Origin of the sequence: Capnocytophaga sputigena, from assembly GCF_002302495.1 — a bacterium.
GTDB lineage: Bacteria > Bacteroidota > Bacteroidia > Flavobacteriales > Flavobacteriaceae > Capnocytophaga > Capnocytophaga sputigena.
In genome coordinates, this window is the sequence record NZ_CP022379.1 from 858,244 (window position 1) to 874,922 (window position 16,679).

Sequence of the window (16,679 nt, forward strand, 5' to 3'; positions counted from 1 at the left end):
ATTGTTTTAAGAGGCTTGGAGTATCTCGGAGGGGCTTGGAAAATCTCGGAGGGACTTAGAAAATCTCAGAGGGACTTAGCTAATTATCTTACATATAAGAAACCTTTTTGGGTTTGTTGTTGTCCATCTTTATAATAGGTAACAATATAAAAATAAGTACCCGCAAGATCTTTGCTCCTATTCATATTCTGTACATTAGGATAGCCTCTAAAGACTTCTCCGTTTTTGCCGTAATTACTATTCTCGTATACTTTGAGTCCCATTTCATCAAAGATGAGTACCGAGATAGGATGGTTATCATCAGCATTTTCTACTTTGAAATAGTTCTCGGGTTAGAGATGGAGACACCATTATATATAATAGGTGATGGGGTGGACGAGTCGGACGGGGCTGACGGGTCGGGGGTAGGGTTGATTGGGGGTTGAGGTTGGGGTTGAGGGTTGGGTTGAGGTTGAGGTTGTGGCTGGGGTTGTGGGGTTGGTTGGGGGTTAGGTTGGGGCTGAGGGTTGGGTTGGGGTTGGGGTTGAGGTTGTGGCTGTGGTTGAGGTTGTGGCTGTGGTTGAGGCTGTGGGGTTGGTTGAGGTTGTGGCTGTGGGGCTGGTTGTGGCTCAGGATCAGGGGTAGTTTCAGGTTTTGTAGGGTCTTTTTGTATCATAAAGCCCCCTACGTGATAAGGTTTTGTACAAGACAATGCATAAGCCAAGCCATCAATCACTTCTATTTTGATGATGCCTTGTCCTCTTTGTTTGCCGAAATGTCCGTGAGTAGTGCCTACAGAAATATTAGGAAGCACTACTTGACAAGCTCCATTGTTAGGTGCTTCTTTTTTCAATACGTATTTATAGGTTTTACCAGAGTCGGTTGAAAGAAGGATACGCACCTTGCTATCCTTGCCAAAAATAGCCTCATCTACCTGCCAATGAAGTGAAAGTAGTTGTCCTCCTTTGTAGGTTTTGTTTTGTTCCCAACTGCCATTGTCGAAGTTTTGTATTTGAAAAATTTTACCTTTGGCTATTTTCACTTGCACCTCTTCTACATCGTATTTCACTACGTGGTTGTTATCGCTTTTGTTATGATCGGCGGCTGCTAACCAAAAAGTGAAAGTACCTTCTTTGTAAGAATCAGCAGCCCCTATAGGTACAAAGGTATTGCGTTCACTTTCGAACCAAGTAGTTTCAAAGCGTATATTACCATCAGATTTTCCTTTGTAGGTCATAAAGCGAGCGTTGGATTTGGTAGAGTGAAAGCGCCTATCAGCAGGGTGAGCTATATAAGTAAGCGCATCGCCCTCAGGGTCGGTAGCATTCAGATAGAATTGGAAATATGTTTCTTCTGGGATAGTGTAGGTTTTCTTAAGATGTGTTCTATCAAGCACTGGGGGGCGGTTGTTGCTCTTTACCCCATAAACAAGGTTAGAACCTGTACCCTCTACACGTTTCCCTGCCACTTGGGTACGTGCTTCATCGGCGTAATACGCCATAGAGTTCCCCAAGAACTTGCGTATTTCTTGCAGACTTACGAGCGAAAAGAAATCGCGGGGGTGCTCGTGTCCATAACTCATAATTGATTGACCCGATCCAGTTTCGGTTTTACTAGAATATTGCCCTCCGTTAGAGAATGTATGGTCTGAGCCAAACATGTGTCCTATTTCGTGGGCAATGGTAGAAGGTTTTACAGGGCGTGCTGCCGCATTGGCTTTGTTGTGTTGTTCATAAGCGGCATAGACCATCGCCAAGCCATTGTACCTTTCGCGATAATCGGTGAGGATAATTGCTATATCGTATTTGTTTTTATCGTAACGTTTGTTGAGCGTGATAGTACCGTTGTTTACCACTTCATTAGCAGCTTCCCTTCTGCGGAATAAGTGATTTTCTTCAGTAGTAAAAATAAGTGCTTCATCATCTACCAAAGTAAAATCCACCCCCACATCATTGCGATATAACTCATTCATAAAGGCAACGGTAGCATACCAAAACGCTTTGATTTTATGTATATTTCTATTGAAATATGTCGAATTGTAAATGCTGTAATCTACCGGTATTGCCAAGCGGTAGTGCCTGAACACACCATCGGTGTGAATGAGCGCTTTAGGATAAAGTGAATTGTAAATCTCGGGTTGCTCGATAGGTGGGTCGTTCTTATCTTCATTGCCTTCGGGAAAGAAATTGCGGGCAGTGAGGGCTTGTTTTCCCAAAGAACTCGCACCACAATCGTGTTCATCGGTTACTGCCTCAACAGTGAGCATTCCTTGGGGAGAAGTTCCCAATACATAGGACTTTCCTCTGTAAAAAATTTCGCCGCTCAACTGCTGTTTGTCAAAGCTGATGACGCCTACAAAATGATCTTGGTAGTAACCTACAAATGAGCGGAAACCATTAGAAGAGGTTCGCGCCTGCCATTGTACAAGTATAGAAGTCGAGTTAGGAATAGGGGGTGCCCATTCTACGGAAGACTTTGTAGCAAAAAGAGTTATAATACTTTGGATGTTAGTTTGTGCATTGGCTACTTCTATGCTTAGGCATAGCCAAAGTAAGTAGCGTAGTAGATGTTTCATTAGTTTGGTTTTAAAAAACGATGCAAAGGTACGAAACAATTAACAATTAGCAAGGAAAAATTAACATTTTTTATAAAATACCAAAGAGATTTGGAGTATCTCGGAGAAGTTGCTCATTGGTAATATATTAGGACAACCTATACAGGAGTGTAATTATCTCACATATAAAAATCCTTTTTTTGTTTGTTGTTGTCCGTTGAAATAATACGTCAATACATAAAAATAAGTTCCTGCTAATCGTTTGCTACCTACTACTCCTTTTATATTAGGGTAGCCTCTAAAATATTCACCGTTTTGCTGGTAATAATTACTTTCATATACTTTCAACCCCATTTCATCAAAAATAAATAAAGTAATGGGTCGGTTTTTATCGGTGTTTTCTATTTTAAAATAGTTATCAGAGCCATTTTCGCTAGAAATAGCATTGTAAATCACCACTTCATTAGGGTTAGTATCTATATGGGGAGATTCTTGCGGTTTAAGTTTTATAGTAATATTTTGGGTATATATCCTTTCATTGCCACAGACATCACGAGCCACCCACTTATAGACCACTTTAGAGAGTTTTCCATTAGTGAGATATTCTTCTTTTGGCGGCATCGTAACAGTAGGCTGTCCTACACAAGTATCTTCAGCTGAAATGCTCTGTTGTTGAGGGATAGTTGTTCCTTCTTCGATGGTAAGATCTTGAGGTAAGTCGCCTACGAAAGTAGGAGGAGTTTTATCGGCTATGGTAATACGTTGGGTATGGGTAAGGGTTGTGCAACCATCAGAAGCTGTAAAAGTGCGCTCTATGGTGTAGTTGTTGAGACATCGTTTGTTCAGTTCCTTATCGGTGCGAGTAATCACTACTTTAGCACAGCCCCCTTGTGTTGTAGGGGTTTGTACAGCAGGAATGGCTTTGGCGCAATCAACGGTTACATTTTTAGGGACGCTTGCCCAAGTGAGCGTAGGGACTTTTTTAGGCTCAATGGTAATGATTTGCTGGTGAGTGCTAACATTGCCACAAGCATCTTTGGCTATCCACGTATAGATAAGTTTAGTAAGTTTGCCTTTGGCATCTTTTTCTTCTTTATGAGAGGTCGTAACCGCAGCAGTTCCACAATTATCAGTAGCAGTGAGCGTTACTTGAGCGGGTATTGTTTTACCTTCTTTGATACTTATATCTTGAGGCAAAGTACCTACAAAAGTAGGGCGAGTTTTATCTGTTACGCTAATAGTTTGAGTATAAGTAAGCGTTTGGTTGCAAGAGTCGGTAGCTATAAAAATGCGTTTGATAGTATAAGTATAGTCGCAATTGCCTTTGATGCGTTCTTCTTTTTGAAGGGTAACCGCAGGAGTACACCCTCCTGTAACTGTAGGCAATGTTACCGCTGGAATAGATTGCTCACACGAAAGCATAAGATGATTAGGGAGTGATGCCCAAAGAAGAGGTTCAGGAAGGGCGGGGTTCTTTTCAATAGTAAAACCTCCATTTTTAGGATTGTAATTGGTAAGATCAAAAGCTAAACCATCGATTACTTCTACTTTTAGTACCGCCTTATCGGTATTGATATTAGGCAAAGTGATTTCCTTACTGCCACTATTATCAGTTTCTGCTACTACTATATATTTAAAGGTCTTACCTAAATCATCAGAAAGCAGGATACGCACTTTGGTATCTTTGAAAATGGTATTATCTACACTCCAAGTGAGGATGAATTTATCGCCACCTTTGTATTTATTTTTAGGTGTGGATGTAATTTTGAAGGGGGTAGCGTCTTTTACGGTTACTTTGGTTTCAGCCAAATCATATTGTACTATATAGTTGGCTGACGATTGGAGTGGGGCATCGCTCACTCCCAACCAAAAGGTAAAAGTACCCGTAGTTTGTTGTGCTAAGCCACTATTGGCTACTACATCTCCCAAGTTTTCGTGGTACTCGGTTTTGATAGTTACAGGGTTGGCAGGGGTAGATTTATAGATAATGTATTGTGTTATAGGAGTTTCATCGCCATTTCTCACATCGTGTTGGTTTACGTTGTACAGTAGCTGCTCGCTATCGGGGTCGGTAGCGGGGATATAGAATTGAAAGAAAGTCCCCTTGGGGATAGTATAATGACTTTTAATCTCACTATGGTCTATGCGAGGAGCTTGAGTTGTGAAAGTCTTGTCGTGAGCTTTCACGGGTACTCTTGTCAATCGTTCACGTATGCGCTGAATGCTTGAGAGTGAGAAGAAATCACGCGGACTGCCATAACTCATTACTGAAGTACCTCTATCATACTCTGTCTTTTCACTATCGTAGGCTTCTGAGCCATTATAGTTACCAAAAGTGTGTCTCCCTCCGAATAAGTGTCCTATCTCGTGAGCTATGACTTCTTTGGTAAGTACTGCTACAGCAGCAGCTTTGGTATTAGCTTCATAAACACCATTAATATTATCAGCCAAGCCACGAATGCCTTTATATAAAGAAATGGTATAAGCAAGGGTAATACCCGCATCGTAACTGTTTTCTCCTATAAGCCTATTGATAACATTAGTAGAATGATTAATCACATAATCAGCTCGGTGTTTTGTGTTGAAAGTCTCATCTTTTTCGTCTTTGATAATGAGACGCTCATCCTTTACTACCTCAAAACGCACTCCTAAATCGCGCAAGTACATTTCGTTGAGAAAAGCCTCGGTATCTGCCCAAAAAGTTTTTACTTTTTGTACGTTTTTCTCTAAGTGTCCTGTACTGAATGTGCTATAAGGGATATGCATCGCCAAACGGTATACCCTTAATGTTTGTGTGTTGGCAATGGTAGGAGCGGTTTCTTCGGCTAATATTGTGGGGCGTGCTGTTGAAGGGCTCGAGTGTGAATGAGGTGTATCAGTAGTGCCACACTCAAAATTTTCATTAGGTAAAAAGACTAATTTTCCTTTTTGTAAACTGATTTCATACGTTTTATCTCGGTAGTGAAAACTCCCTGATACGGCTTTTGAACCTACTGAAAGGGTAGCTACAAAATTGCCTTTGCAGTAACCTACAAAAGAGCGAATACCCTCAGAGGCAAGAGAAGTTTTGCGCTCCTGCCACTGAATATCAAGCTGTTGCTGTTTAGCAATTTCTTTGAGATAAGTTTCTGCGGTTTGAGCATTCCCAAGTAAACCAATAGCTAATAATATGATTGTGATAATGTTTTTCATTCTTTAGTTTTTTAACTGCTCTATAAGCGCTTCTACGATGGTTTTTATAGGCGGAGACATTCTCGGTATAGCAGAGTAAGTTCGTGCGATCAGTTGCAAACGAAGTGTATTATCCTGAAATTGTTGTCTCCTTGCTTTTATAACTTCTGTAGAAGGCAAAATATTTATATCCCATTGCTGTTCACTCAATGAGAAAGTTACCAAATGATTTTCAGCTTGATAATTGTAAAGATGTATTTTATCTACGGCTTTTTCATTGTACAAATGGTCTAATGAGTGAAGTAAGCCTTCTACGGCTCTGTCGTGGGAATTTTTATCTGCCAATCGTCCATATCCTTGAAAATCTTTTTCTTCTTGATAGCGCAAATAAAAACCTAATTCGGTAAAGAGTGCAGGAGCGGCAATCGCAAAAGCTTCTACATTAAAACCGTTTTCTCTAAAAGCTAATGCCGTACGCAAAGGTACTTCAGGATTGCGCATAGTCCCCTCTACAATGATATTGTATTTATGGATAATAGCCTCTTGTATGAGTGCTTCTGTAAAAAAGTTAGAGAATATTTGAGTCTCTGCTGAATAGCTATCAGGATATTTTATAAGCTCATTAGCCTTAGGATGAAACTCTCTGTAAATATCTCCATTTACAAAAAGGAAATCTTTGTCAGGAAATTGTCTTAAAATGACTTTTGCCAGTCCACTCTTTCCTGATGCAGGCTGTCCTCCTAATATAAAGGCAATAGGATTTTCTTGAGATTTTAAACCTGATAAAAGGTCTGCTTTCTCTCTTTCAAAAATATCCTCAATTTTATAGTACTCCATTCATTTGTTTTATTAACGGACTATAATAATGTACTACTTTATCCATAACAGAAAGCCTTGCCATATCATCAGTGCCATATAGCATTTTTTCTTCCTTTAAATACATTTTAATTTTTTGGTCTAACGCATCCTTCTCTACCAAATTAGTTAAAGTAGATTTTTCCTTAATAGCCCTTACTTTTAATGAGCCTACAATCTGTAATGCTGTATCTAAACTAATAGGTTCTTTCATCATATACCTTTGTTATTTTAATTCAATGAGCATAGGGGTTTTAGCGGGTATTGCTAAGGTATTAGTGTTCAAATTGAGTTCTTTCCCTGATATAACATCTTTTCCCTTCAAAAATCCCGCCAAACTCTCGGCAAAGCGGTTGAGGTGGAGCGTTTGGCTCTTTTCGCTGTTGTTGAGCACTACCATTACGGTCTCGGTATCGTTGTAACGGAAATAGACATACACTTCATTTTCAGGCAAGTATTGCTTGGTCTTCCCGTAGTGAATTACGGCTTTGTCCTTACGCCAATTGAAGAGTTTAGCCGTAAAATCGTAATACTCTTTCTGGGTAGCTGTACGCCCAGAGGCTGTGAAAGCATTCTGTGCATCGCCTGCCCAGCCACCAGGGAAATCTTGTCGTATATCGCCATCGCCTTTGCTCTTGTCGCCTGCCATTGCTATCTCACTACCATAATACAATTGCGGAATACCACGCGCCGTTGCCAGCAATGTGATAATCATCTTATAGTCCTCTATCTTAGGATATACGTGATTGATACGTGCCGTATCGTGATTTTCGGCAAAGATAAGTAGGTTGTTGATGTCTTTATACAGAAAATCATTAGTGAAATTGTCGTAGAGTTGTATCATACCTTTGTCCCACGAAGGCGTAGAGCGAAACGCTTCTCCTATCGCATTAAAAAGTGGAAAATCCATCACAGTAGGCAAGTAAGTATTATAGCTTTGTATCGCACTGATAGGGCTATCTTTTTGCCAATACGACACTTGGGCACTCTGGTTGAGCCACACTTCCCCCATAATATTGAAATGAGGATACTCATCGGTGATGGCTTTTGTCCATTTAGCAATGCCTTCTTTGTCGTTATACGAATAGGTATCCACGCGCAAACCGTCGAGGTCGGCATATTCTATCCACCAAATTGCGTTTTGGGTGAGGTAGTTAAGCACCAATGGGTTCGCTTGGTTGAGGTCGGGCATAGAGCGCGCAAACCAACCTTTTTCGCAGTACTTTTTATCCCATTCTGAAGCATTGCTATCCATCTGAGTGCTCATCCTAAAAGTGCTCTGTCCATACCCTGGGAATTGATGCAACCAATCGTAGCAAGGTAGGTCTTTCACCATCCAATGCTGACTGCCCCAGTGGTTGGTTACATAGTCTTTGATGAGCTTCATACCGCGCTTGTGCAAAGCCGCTGATAGCTGTTGGTATTCCTCATTGGTGCCATAGCGGGGGTCTATTTTGTACACATCGGTTTGGGCATAAGTGTGGTAAGAATGCTGTGGCTCGTTGTCCTCACATAAGGGCGTACTCCATATAGCTGTAGCGCCTAAAGATTGTATATAATCCAAATGGTCGATAATCCCCTGAATATCTCCCCCGTGACGACCATCAGCAGCTGAGCGGTTGAGTTTATCAGTAAGTGCAGGGTGTGAATCGTTGTTAGGATTACCATTGGCAAAGCGATCGGGCATAATGAGATAAATCATATCACTGCTGTCGAAACTTTTGCGATAAGCCGAGCCCTCACGACGCGCTTTTAGTTCATAACTGACGCTCCCCACCTGTTTCTTCTTTTGCCATAGCGAAATGCTATAGTTGCCCGCTTTTTTACCCTTAGTGTCTACAGTAACAAATAGATAATTAGGGTTCTCGGTTTTCAGCACATTGGTGATAGGCAAGTCGCTTTCCACGCGGTATTGTGCTATATTTTTGCCGTACAATAATATTTGTATTTCAGCATAGTGCATTCCTTCCCACCAAAAAGGCGGTTCTACACGCTCGATTTGAGCGTGAGCATTAAAAAAAGTAAATAGTCCCATAAGGATAATTATATGTTTCATAATGTTAATTTTTTCAATTTGTAAATTTGGTAATGAATCAATTACTTGATTTTTATTTTGATATATTCATTGGGGGATTAAGTTTATCTTTTCGGCAAAATTAAAGGTTTATTTAGTAATATACAAATCTAAGTTTTAATTATTGATAGTAAGCACAAACTACAAACTCTTACTAATAGTTTTCTAATCTGCTAATTGTGAATTGACAATAGTTTTGTAACTTTGCCCCGCTAATTATTTATCACTATGAAAATCGTTATATCACCTGCTAAAACTATTAACGAAACCTCGGCTTTACCTACTGAACGTTACTCAACAGCTATTTTTGCAAAAGAAATTGCTGAAGTACACGCTGCTCTTAAGCCGCTATCTCCCCAAAAACTATCAAATTTGATGGGGATTTCATCTAAACTTGCTGAACTTAACTGGCAACGCAACCAAACTTTTGCAATGCCTTTTAGCCTACAAAATGCACGTCAGGCGCTTTTTGCTTACGATGGCGATGTATATGAGGGGCTTGATGCCTACTCACTTTCTGAAATGCAAATTGACAAACTACAAGGCAGTTTGCGTATTCTCTCTAGACTTTATGGAGTACTCAAACCTTTAGATCTTATCGCTCCTTATCGATTGGAGATGGGCATCAAACTACCCGTAGGAAAGGTGGCAAACCTTTATGCTTTTTGGAAAGAAAAAATCACTCAGGCATTGAACGATGAATTACAAGAAGGAGAGTTGTTTATCAATCTCGCCAGCGAAGAATATTTTAAGGCAATTGATACCACAAAGCTAAAAGTGCCTGTAATTACACCTATCTTCAAAGATTATAAAGGAGATACACTGAAAATTATCAGTTTTTATGCGAAGAAAGCACGCGGTCGTATGGTACGTTTTTTGGCAGAAAATGAAATTCAATCAGTAGAAGATTTGAAAGGGTTTAACGCTGATGGTTATGCCTTTGCAGAAAAGTTTTCAGAAGGAAATACACTTGTTTTTATTAGATAAAAAAACAAGCCCTCTGAGTTTTTTTAATTATCAATTGTCAATTATCAATTGAATCACCAGTCCTTCGTTGCCTCGTACGTTGAAAACGGTATTGTCGTTGAAAATGAGGTATTGCCCTTTGATACCCATTAGTTTACCACTATAAGTAGGGGTTTGCGACAATTGGAGAGAGCGCACTTGGGTAGGGTATTTTTCTACGGGGAAATGAATGCGTAAGGGAGTGATATCTTCGGTGATGTAGGGCTGTACTTCATTGGGTACAAAATCACGCATTTCTAATTTTACTCGCAATAAATCTACGGGGGTGATTTGGTTGGTGAGCATTTTGCGCCAATTGGTTTTATCGGCTAAATGTTCTTTGAGAGCGACCTCAGCGATGCCTGCTAAATAGCGATTAGGAACTTCGGCAAGGATGAGAGCTTCGTGCGCCCCTTGGTCGATCCAGCGGGTTGGGGCTTGTGATTTACGGGTTACTCCTACTTTTACATCGCTAGAATTGGCAAGATATACATAATGCGGTTGCAACTGCACTTGCTGTTCATAGCCTAAATCGCGTTCTTCGATATTGAGGTGTGCTTTGCTGAGTTCGGGGTGCATCACCCAATCGGCAGTTTGAGGGACTTCAAAAAAACACTCTTTGCAATAGCCCTGACGGAAGATTGGTTTGTTTTCACCACAATTCATACACTGAAAACGCACAAATTGGAGTGTTATATCCTTGCCGATGAGTTGGTTCATCAGCACAAAATCACCTTCCATTGGCAAATAATACCGAATAGGGTCAGCCCATTCGGTAAGCATTTTTTGAAGTACTCCTTGAAACATTGTTTTTATTGACTATATGTGTTTTAAATCAGCAATGGTTTGAGTAGGATTGACAGCATTGAACACAAAACTACCAGCCACTAAAGCATCGGCACCTGCTTCTACTAATGCTTTGGCATTCTTTAGACTCACTCCTCCATCTATCTCAATAAGAGTTGAGGCTCCTGCTTGCTCAATCAGCATTTTGGCTTGTCGCACTTTTTTATAAGTATTTTCTATGAATGACTGACCTCCAAATCCTGGGTTTACACTCATCAACAAAAGTACATCTACCTCTTGGATAATATCTTCTAAAAGCGCCACAGGAGTATGTGGATTGAGTGCTACCCCTGCTTTCATTCCTTCTGCCTTAATGGCTTGCAAAGTGCGGTGCAGGTGTGTGCAAGCCTCGTAATGCACGGTGAGGATATCGCTGCCGAGCTTTGCAAAAGTACTGATGTATCGGTCAGGATCTACAATCATCAGGTGGACATCAAGGGGCTTGGTAGCGTGTTTGTGGATCACCGATAGCACGGGCATACCATAAGAGATGTTAGGCACGAACACGCCGTCCATAATATCAATATGGAACCAATCGGCTTCGCTGGCATTTACCATTTCAATGGCTTGTTGTAGGTTGCCGAAATCGGCAGCAAGGAGAGAAGGCGCAAGAATCATATTTTCAATTAATAATTAACAAATTTCAATTAAATAATTAACAAATTTCAATTAACAATTATCCTACACTGCCTTCTAAGGAGATTTCTAAGAGTTTTTGAGCTTCTACGGCGAACTCCATAGGTAGTTTGTTGAGTACTTCTTTACCAAAACCATTTACAATGAGCGAAATAGCTTTTTCGGTATCAATACCACGCTGGTTACAATAGAAAATTTGGTCTTCACCAATTTTAGAAGTAGTAGCCTCGTGTTCTATTTGGGCTGTAGGGTTTTTAGCTTCTATATAAGGAAAAGTATGCGCTCCACAGAGGTTGCCCATCAAAAGGGAATCACACTGAGAGAAATTACGCGCATTTTTGGCATTAGGCACTACTTTTACCAATCCGCGGTAGCTATTTTGTGATTTGCCTGCCGAAATACCTTTAGAAATAATTGTAGATTTGGTATTATTACCTAAATGTATCATCTTAGTACCTGTATCGGCTTGCTGAAAGTGATTGGTAACTGCGATAGAATAGAATTCACCTATAGAGTTATCACCTTTGAGCACTACAGAAGGATATTTCCAAGTGATTGCTGAACCTGTTTCTACTTGTGTCCACGATATTTTTGCATTTTTCTCGGCTAAAGCGCGTTTGGTTACAAAATTGTAAACCCCTCCTTTACCGTCTTTATCACCAGGGAACCAGTTTTGTACTGTAGAATATTTAATTTCGCCATTATCCATTGCGATGAGTTCTACCACTGCCGCGTGGAGTTGGTTTTCATCGCGTTGAGGAGCTGTACAACCTTCGAGATAAGACACGTAAGCCCCCTCGTCTACGATGAGGAGGGTACGTTCAAACTGACCTGTACCTGCCTGATTGATACGGAAATATGTAGAAAGTTCCATTGGGCAACGCACTCCCTTAGGCACATAGCAGAAAGAGCCATCGGAGAAGACAGCAGAGTTGAGCGCAGCATAGAAATTATCGGTTTTAGGCACTACCGTACCAAGGTACTTGCGGACAAGCTCAGGGTGTTTTTGGATAGCTTCGGAAATAGAGCAGAAAATAATACCACGTTCTGCTAAAGTTTTTTGGAAAGTAGTCGCTACCGACACTGAGTCCATTACCACATCCACAGCTACGGCAGGTTTATCTTCCACCCCAGTAAGGCGTTTTTGTTCTTCGAGAGAGATGCCGAGTTTTTGGAAAGTTTCCAAGAGTTGTGGATCTACCTCATCTAAACTATTGAGTTTAGGCTTTTGTTTAGGAGCAGAATAGTAAGCAATATCTTGAAAATCGGGAGTTTCAAATTTAAGGTTTGCCCAATGAGGAGGGACTTCCATCGCTTGCCACGCGCGGAAGGCTTCTAAACGCCAATCGGTCATCCATTGAGGTTCATTTTTCTTTTTAGAGAGGGCAATTACCACCTCTTCATTGAGTCCTTTAGGGAAAGTTTCGGATTCTATATCAGTATAAAATCCATATTTGTATTCACTGTTTTCTAATTCTTCTTTAAGTTCTTCTTCTGTATATTTAGCCATTTTTAGCAATTAACGATTTACAATTAATAATTAAGTGGGCAAAGATAGTACTTTAAATTAAATCTAAAATACTATCTTTATAATTATTTTCTATCTCATATAAAATTAAAAGATAAAAAGGTAAGAATTTATCACTTAATTAGAGTGTCTAAGAGTTCGTGGACAGCATCGCTATTCCAACGAGCAATTCCTTCTTTTTGAGCGCGTACAAGTCCGTTTTTATCTACGATATAACCTGCTGGGATTTTCTCGGGGTCAAAAGGCATTTTCTCACCAATAATGAGGTAGGTTACTTTGAAATGGAAATTGCGTTTTTGCATCATTTCTTCCACTGGTTCAGGTTTCTCATTAGTGATGATATAGAAATCCACTTTATCTTTATAAACATCATAGAGTTTTTCCACTGCATAGAGGTCGGCAATACTAATGCCGCGCCAAGAGGAGAAGAAATATACGAATGAGGGTTTCTTTCCTTCAGTTTGCGAGTAGTTGAACTGCACATCATTCCGATCTTTGAGTTGCCAACTGAAGTCGATTTTTTGAGCTTTATCAGCGGGAATGATGTCTACCGAACTAGCGAAAATTCGTTGTAGCAAAATCTTACTTTCATAACCTAAGGGGGTTATGAAGAAAGAAAGTACAAAAAGGATAAGGAGTAGATTGAGTATGGTACGTTTTTTCATATAAACTAAATTATTTTTCTTCTTGAATGATATCTTTATATTCTTCCCAAAAGGCTTCAAACTGCGACATTGATTGATATAGAAACTCCATTGTTTGTTGCCAAGTATTTTTGTTGTGAATGGTTACCCCTTGCAGTTCTACATATACACAACTAATTTCTTTACCATTATCTAAGAGAAAACTCTCTTCAAAAACAGCGTTAGGAAGATATTCTTCTTGTAGTATAGTTTTAAGTGATAGCAATTTGTTGTAATACAAGCTACGTGTTGCCTCATCAGAGTCTTCCACAGCGAGTAACACCCGTGCTTTACGAGTGTCGAATGAAAACTTAAAGCTGAAATCCTTGATTTTGGTATCATAGAGCGTCCATTTGCGAGGAAACGATTTACCAAAGGATATCCAAAAGTCTTCGCGTAGTTTTTTTGCTTCGGCTTTGCTATACACTTTTAATTAGGTAACAGGTGATAGACAATAGGTGGTGACAGATGATAATAGATTAATTAAAGTTTATTTGGGCGGAGAAAGTAATAGGCGCTCCATCTATTTGTTTATAGAAAGTAAACTTATAGAAAGTAGAACCGTCTTTTTCTAAAACACCATATTTTTGTTCTTCTACATCAAAAGCTAGAAATACATCAGGTGTGTTGAGTTTTCTGAGTTTGAACTCCAATTGATTTGTTTTTTTATCGAACAACTCATATCCCGTATTAGTTGGTTTGGCATACAAAAATAGAATAAGAGGTTCGCTTATAGGCGCAGCAGTAGTTGTAAGTTCGGGTACTGTGGTTGTTACTGAGGGAATAGAGGGTTTTGAGGCTACTGAAGGAACTTGATAAGTTGCTTTAAAAGTAGCTAATTCTGTACCTGAAAGGGCATTACGCAACGCTTCTTGGTAGGATTTCTTAAACTCCTTTTCACGACTTTTACCTATTTGAGAAGTGAAGACCGCTTTATTAGTACAATCGGTGAGGAGGAATTGCACTTTAGAGGTCATCATATTTGATTCATTCTTCACATCGGCTTTTAGGGCAGCACAAGGATTTTGAAGTAGCTCGGCAGGAGCTTCACTCTCCATATAGGCTTTGAAACCTTGCTTCTCAAGCAAGAATTTTGTGAGCATATTGAGTTGGTACTGATTGTCTTCTTTTTGGAAAGCATAGCGATTAGGGACAATCACGGTTTGTGCTACAAGAGTTAATGGTAGTAATACTACTAAAAATAATATTTTTTTCATTGGGTTTATTTATTTAACGCGAGTTCGGTATAAGTAATTAAAATATTTTTAATCTCCCACGAATTACACGAATTTTCACGAAATTTGGAGTGCATAAAAATTTTTATTTTTTATTATCTCATAAATTTTCACCTGACGGTGAATTATTTTGTGAATATATTATGTTACAAATCTGTAAATCAATGTTCTGTTATATAGAACTCACGTTTATTACAATGTTTTTTTTGAATTTTAGCACTAGACTTACGATTTCGCTGAGTTTAACGCAAATATAATAAAAAGATGTTATTCTTCGTTATTTTTCATACGCGCTTCTAGTTCGGCTTGGAATTCCTCGATAACGGGTTTCATAGTGCTTTCGGGGAGGTCGGAGATACGAATGTACATCAGTCCATCAACAGAATTGTTGAACAGCGGGTCGACATTGAAAGCGATAACTTTGGCGTTTTGCTTGATATACTTTTTGATAAGCACTGGCAAACGCAAATTACCAGGTTCGAGTTCATCAATTAGTTTGTCGAACTTATTAAGGTCGGCTTTAGTTTCGTCGAAAATAAAGTCTTTATCTTCATCTTTTAGTTTAACTTTGAACTCTTTTTTCGGGCGTACATATTGAGCGATGTAAGGATCGTAGAAGTTAGACTTCATAAACTCTATCATCAGCGATTTAGAAAAGTTAGAGAACTGGTTGCTGATACTCACACTGCCCAGCAAGAAAGAGTGTTCAGGATAGCGCAAAGTAGTGTGAGCAATCCCTTTCCAAAGCAAAAACAGCGGCATTGGTTTCTGTTGGTATTCTGAAATGATAAAAGCACGCCCCATTTCGATGGTTTTACTCATCATATCGTAGAGTTCGGGCTCAAAGCGGAACAAATCGTGTGTATAGAAGCCTTCAATACCATATTTAGGAAATATTTCAGCCCCTAAACCCATACGGTAAGCCCCTGCAATTTTCTTAGCTTCATTATCCCAAAGGAAAAGATGGTGATAATAGAGGTCGAATTTATCGACATCGGAAGAAGCGTTAGTCCCCTCCCCTACTTCACGAAAGGTAATTTCACGCAAGCGACCTATTTCCTTCATTATATTAGGGATTTCCTGATAAGGCGCTAAGAAAACCTCGTAGTTATTGTTTTTCAGCAGTCGGTAATCCTTTTTAGTGACATTTTCTACTTCTTTTTCTATAAGATCTTGCTGTATAGGAGCTTCAATTTGTTGTGGATTAGGAGTCCCTTTGTTTGATTTCAAGACATTAGGCAAAGGCAAGAATTTTTTATCTTGTTCAAAAGCATTGGCTAAGATGTAGGTTTTCTTGCGGAGGAATTCGGTAAAATCGGCTAAATCAGTATGTTCGTCTTGCATAGCTACTGAGATAGGTTTACCGATACGTATGTAGATAGTGCGTTGTTTTTGAGTAAGGAGTTCTGAAGGCAATTTAGCAGTGCGCAAAGTATCACTTAGGCTCGCTAAAAAGTAGAACAATTTGCTGTTTTTGGCGTGGAAATAAATAGGAACGATAGGCACTTTAGCTTTTTTAGCGAGCTTCATTGCAGCTTCTTCCCAAGGTTTATCGACCATTAGTTGCCCTTCTTTGGTTACCGATACTTCACCAGCAGGAAAAAGTCCCAAAGGTTTACCCTCTTTAAGGTGTGCTATGGTGTGCTTGAAGCCAACTATACTAGATTTCGCATCCTTGCGGTCTTCAAACGGATTGACTGGCAATACATAAGGAGCTAAAGGCTCAATGCGTTGCAAGAGAAAGTTCGCCATAATTTTGAAATCAGGACGTTTTTCTAAGAGCAATTTGAGGAGCAAAATACCATCAATCCCCCCCAGTGGGTGATTAGAAATTGTGATAAAAGCTCCTTCTTTGGGGATATTTTTAAAATCTTCTTCAGGTATTTCGAATTTTATTTCAAACTCATCTAACAGTTTGTTGAGGAAGTCTAAGCCTTCAAATTTTTTGGTTCGGTTATAAATAGCATTGAGTTTGGAAAGACGGAGCAACTTCATCAGCGTCCATCCTCCAAAGGTACCCAAGAAGCCAAGTTTATCAATATTAATTGCTTTGGCTACTTCTTTGGCACTCACCAATCCTTTATCTTTTTGCATTCTCATTCGTTATTAAAGT

At 39.6% G+C, this 16,679-nt stretch carries 12 protein-coding genes and 1 pseudogene; 1 reads left to right on the forward strand and 12 read right to left on the reverse strand.

Going from position 1 to position 16,679, the window contains the following annotated elements; genetic code table 11:
• Positions 1-83: 83 nt before the first annotated feature.
• The 5 genes and pseudogenes from CGC57_RS03795 to CGC57_RS03815 all read right to left on the reverse strand — a co-directional run bounded on the left by CGC57_RS03795 (position 84) and on the right by CGC57_RS03815 (position 8,615).
• Positions 84-2,554, reverse strand: a pseudogene (locus tag CGC57_RS03795) (M12 family metallo-peptidase).
• 153 nt (positions 2,555-2,707) lie between these two features.
• Positions 2,708-5,725: a T9SS type B sorting domain-containing protein gene (locus CGC57_RS03800; protein WP_095898024.1), complete on the reverse strand. Its 3,018-nt coding sequence runs from the start codon at positions 5,723-5,725 to the stop codon at positions 2,708-2,710.
• Between the two features lie 3 nt (positions 5,726-5,728).
• The gene (locus tag CGC57_RS03805; RefSeq protein WP_095898025.1) at positions 5,729-6,541 is read right to left on the reverse strand and encodes a zeta toxin family protein; all 813 of its coding nucleotides are present in this window, start codon (positions 6,539-6,541) and stop codon (positions 5,729-5,731) included.
• The gene (locus CGC57_RS03810; protein WP_009417563.1) at positions 6,528-6,773 is read right to left on the reverse strand and encodes a hypothetical protein; all 246 of its coding nucleotides are present in this window, start codon (positions 6,771-6,773) and stop codon (positions 6,528-6,530) included. The genes CGC57_RS03805 and CGC57_RS03810 overlap by 14 nt, the downstream gene beginning before the upstream one ends.
• A 12-nt stretch (positions 6,774-6,785) precedes the next feature.
• Positions 6,786-8,615 carry a glycoside hydrolase family 13 protein gene (locus tag CGC57_RS03815; RefSeq protein WP_095898026.1) on the reverse strand — a complete coding sequence of 610 codons (1,830 nt, stop codon included), beginning with the start codon at positions 8,613-8,615 and terminating at the stop codon, positions 6,786-6,788.
• 246 nt (positions 8,616-8,861) lie between these two features.
• Between CGC57_RS03815 and yaaA the strand changes: the two genes are divergently transcribed.
• Positions 8,862-9,620 carry a peroxide stress protein YaaA gene (gene yaaA / locus CGC57_RS03820; protein WP_095898027.1) on the forward strand — a complete coding sequence of 253 codons (759 nt, stop codon included), beginning with the start codon at positions 8,862-8,864 and terminating at the stop codon, positions 9,618-9,620.
• Between the two features lie 30 nt (positions 9,621-9,650).
• On the opposite strand, the gene CGC57_RS03825 is transcribed toward yaaA, so the two are convergent.
• The 7 genes from CGC57_RS03825 to CGC57_RS03855 form a co-directional block, all read right to left on the reverse strand.
• Positions 9,651-10,445, reverse strand: a complete 795-nt coding sequence (locus CGC57_RS03825) for a DUF2797 domain-containing protein (protein ID WP_095898028.1) — start codon at positions 10,443-10,445, stop codon at positions 9,651-9,653.
• A 12-nt stretch (positions 10,446-10,457) separates the two neighbouring features.
• On the reverse strand, positions 10,458-11,102 hold the full coding sequence (gene rpe / locus CGC57_RS03830) for a ribulose-phosphate 3-epimerase (RefSeq protein WP_095898029.1): 645 nt from the start codon (positions 11,100-11,102) through the stop codon (positions 10,458-10,460).
• 58 nt (positions 11,103-11,160) lie between these two features.
• On the reverse strand, positions 11,161-12,630 hold the full coding sequence (gene sufB / locus CGC57_RS03835; protein ID WP_095898030.1) for a Fe-S cluster assembly protein SufB: 1,470 nt from the start codon (positions 12,628-12,630) through the stop codon (positions 11,161-11,163).
• A gap of 131 nt (positions 12,631-12,761) precedes the next feature.
• A complete protein-coding gene (locus CGC57_RS03840) occupies positions 12,762-13,313 on the reverse strand; it encodes a TlpA family protein disulfide reductase (protein ID WP_095898031.1) in 552 nt (183 codons plus the stop codon).
• Between the two features lie 10 nt (positions 13,314-13,323).
• The gene (locus CGC57_RS03845) at positions 13,324-13,758 is read right to left on the reverse strand and encodes a DUF4268 domain-containing protein (protein ID WP_095898032.1); all 435 of its coding nucleotides are present in this window, start codon (positions 13,756-13,758) and stop codon (positions 13,324-13,326) included.
• 52 nt (positions 13,759-13,810) lie between these two features.
• On the reverse strand, positions 13,811-14,548 hold the full coding sequence (locus CGC57_RS03850) for a hypothetical protein (RefSeq protein WP_095898033.1): 738 nt from the start codon (positions 14,546-14,548) through the stop codon (positions 13,811-13,813).
• A 285-nt stretch (positions 14,549-14,833) separates the two neighbouring features.
• Positions 14,834-16,666: a GNAT family N-acyltransferase gene (locus CGC57_RS03855; protein ID WP_095898034.1), complete on the reverse strand. Its 1,833-nt coding sequence runs from the start codon at positions 16,664-16,666 to the stop codon at positions 14,834-14,836.
• Positions 16,667-16,679 lie beyond the last annotated feature (13 nt).

What these genes read in the sequence shown, in the direction of transcription:
- CGC57_RS03805 (WP_095898025.1), bottom strand. Translation starts at nt 6,541, where the DNA reads ATGGAGTACTATAAAATTGAGGATATTTTTGAAAGAGAGAAAGCAGAC.
- CGC57_RS03855 (WP_095898034.1), bottom strand. Translation starts at nt 16,666, where the DNA reads ATGAGAATGCAAAAAGATAAAGGATTGGTGAGTGCCAAAGAAGTAGCC.
- rpe (WP_095898029.1), bottom strand. Translation starts at nt 11,102, where the DNA reads ATGATTCTTGCGCCTTCTCTCCTTGCTGCCGATTTCGGCAACCTACAA.
- CGC57_RS03840 (WP_095898031.1), bottom strand. Translation starts at nt 13,313, where the DNA reads ATGAAAAAACGTACCATACTCAATCTACTCCTTATCCTTTTTGTACTT.
- yaaA (WP_095898027.1), top strand. Translation starts at nt 8,862, where the DNA reads ATGAAAATCGTTATATCACCTGCTAAAACTATTAACGAAACCTCGGCT.
- sufB (WP_095898030.1), bottom strand. Translation starts at nt 12,630, where the DNA reads ATGGCTAAATATACAGAAGAAGAACTTAAAGAAGAATTAGAAAACAGT.
- CGC57_RS03810 (WP_009417563.1), bottom strand. Translation starts at nt 6,773, where the DNA reads ATGAAAGAACCTATTAGTTTAGATACAGCATTACAGATTGTAGGCTCA.
- CGC57_RS03800 (WP_095898024.1), bottom strand. Translation starts at nt 5,725, where the DNA reads ATGAAAAACATTATCACAATCATATTATTAGCTATTGGTTTACTTGGG.
- CGC57_RS03825 (WP_095898028.1), bottom strand. Translation starts at nt 10,445, where the DNA reads ATGTTTCAAGGAGTACTTCAAAAAATGCTTACCGAATGGGCTGACCCT.
- CGC57_RS03850 (WP_095898033.1), bottom strand. Translation starts at nt 14,548, where the DNA reads ATGAAAAAAATATTATTTTTAGTAGTATTACTACCATTAACTCTTGTA.
- CGC57_RS03815 (WP_095898026.1), bottom strand. Translation starts at nt 8,615, where the DNA reads ATGAAACATATAATTATCCTTATGGGACTATTTACTTTTTTTAATGCT.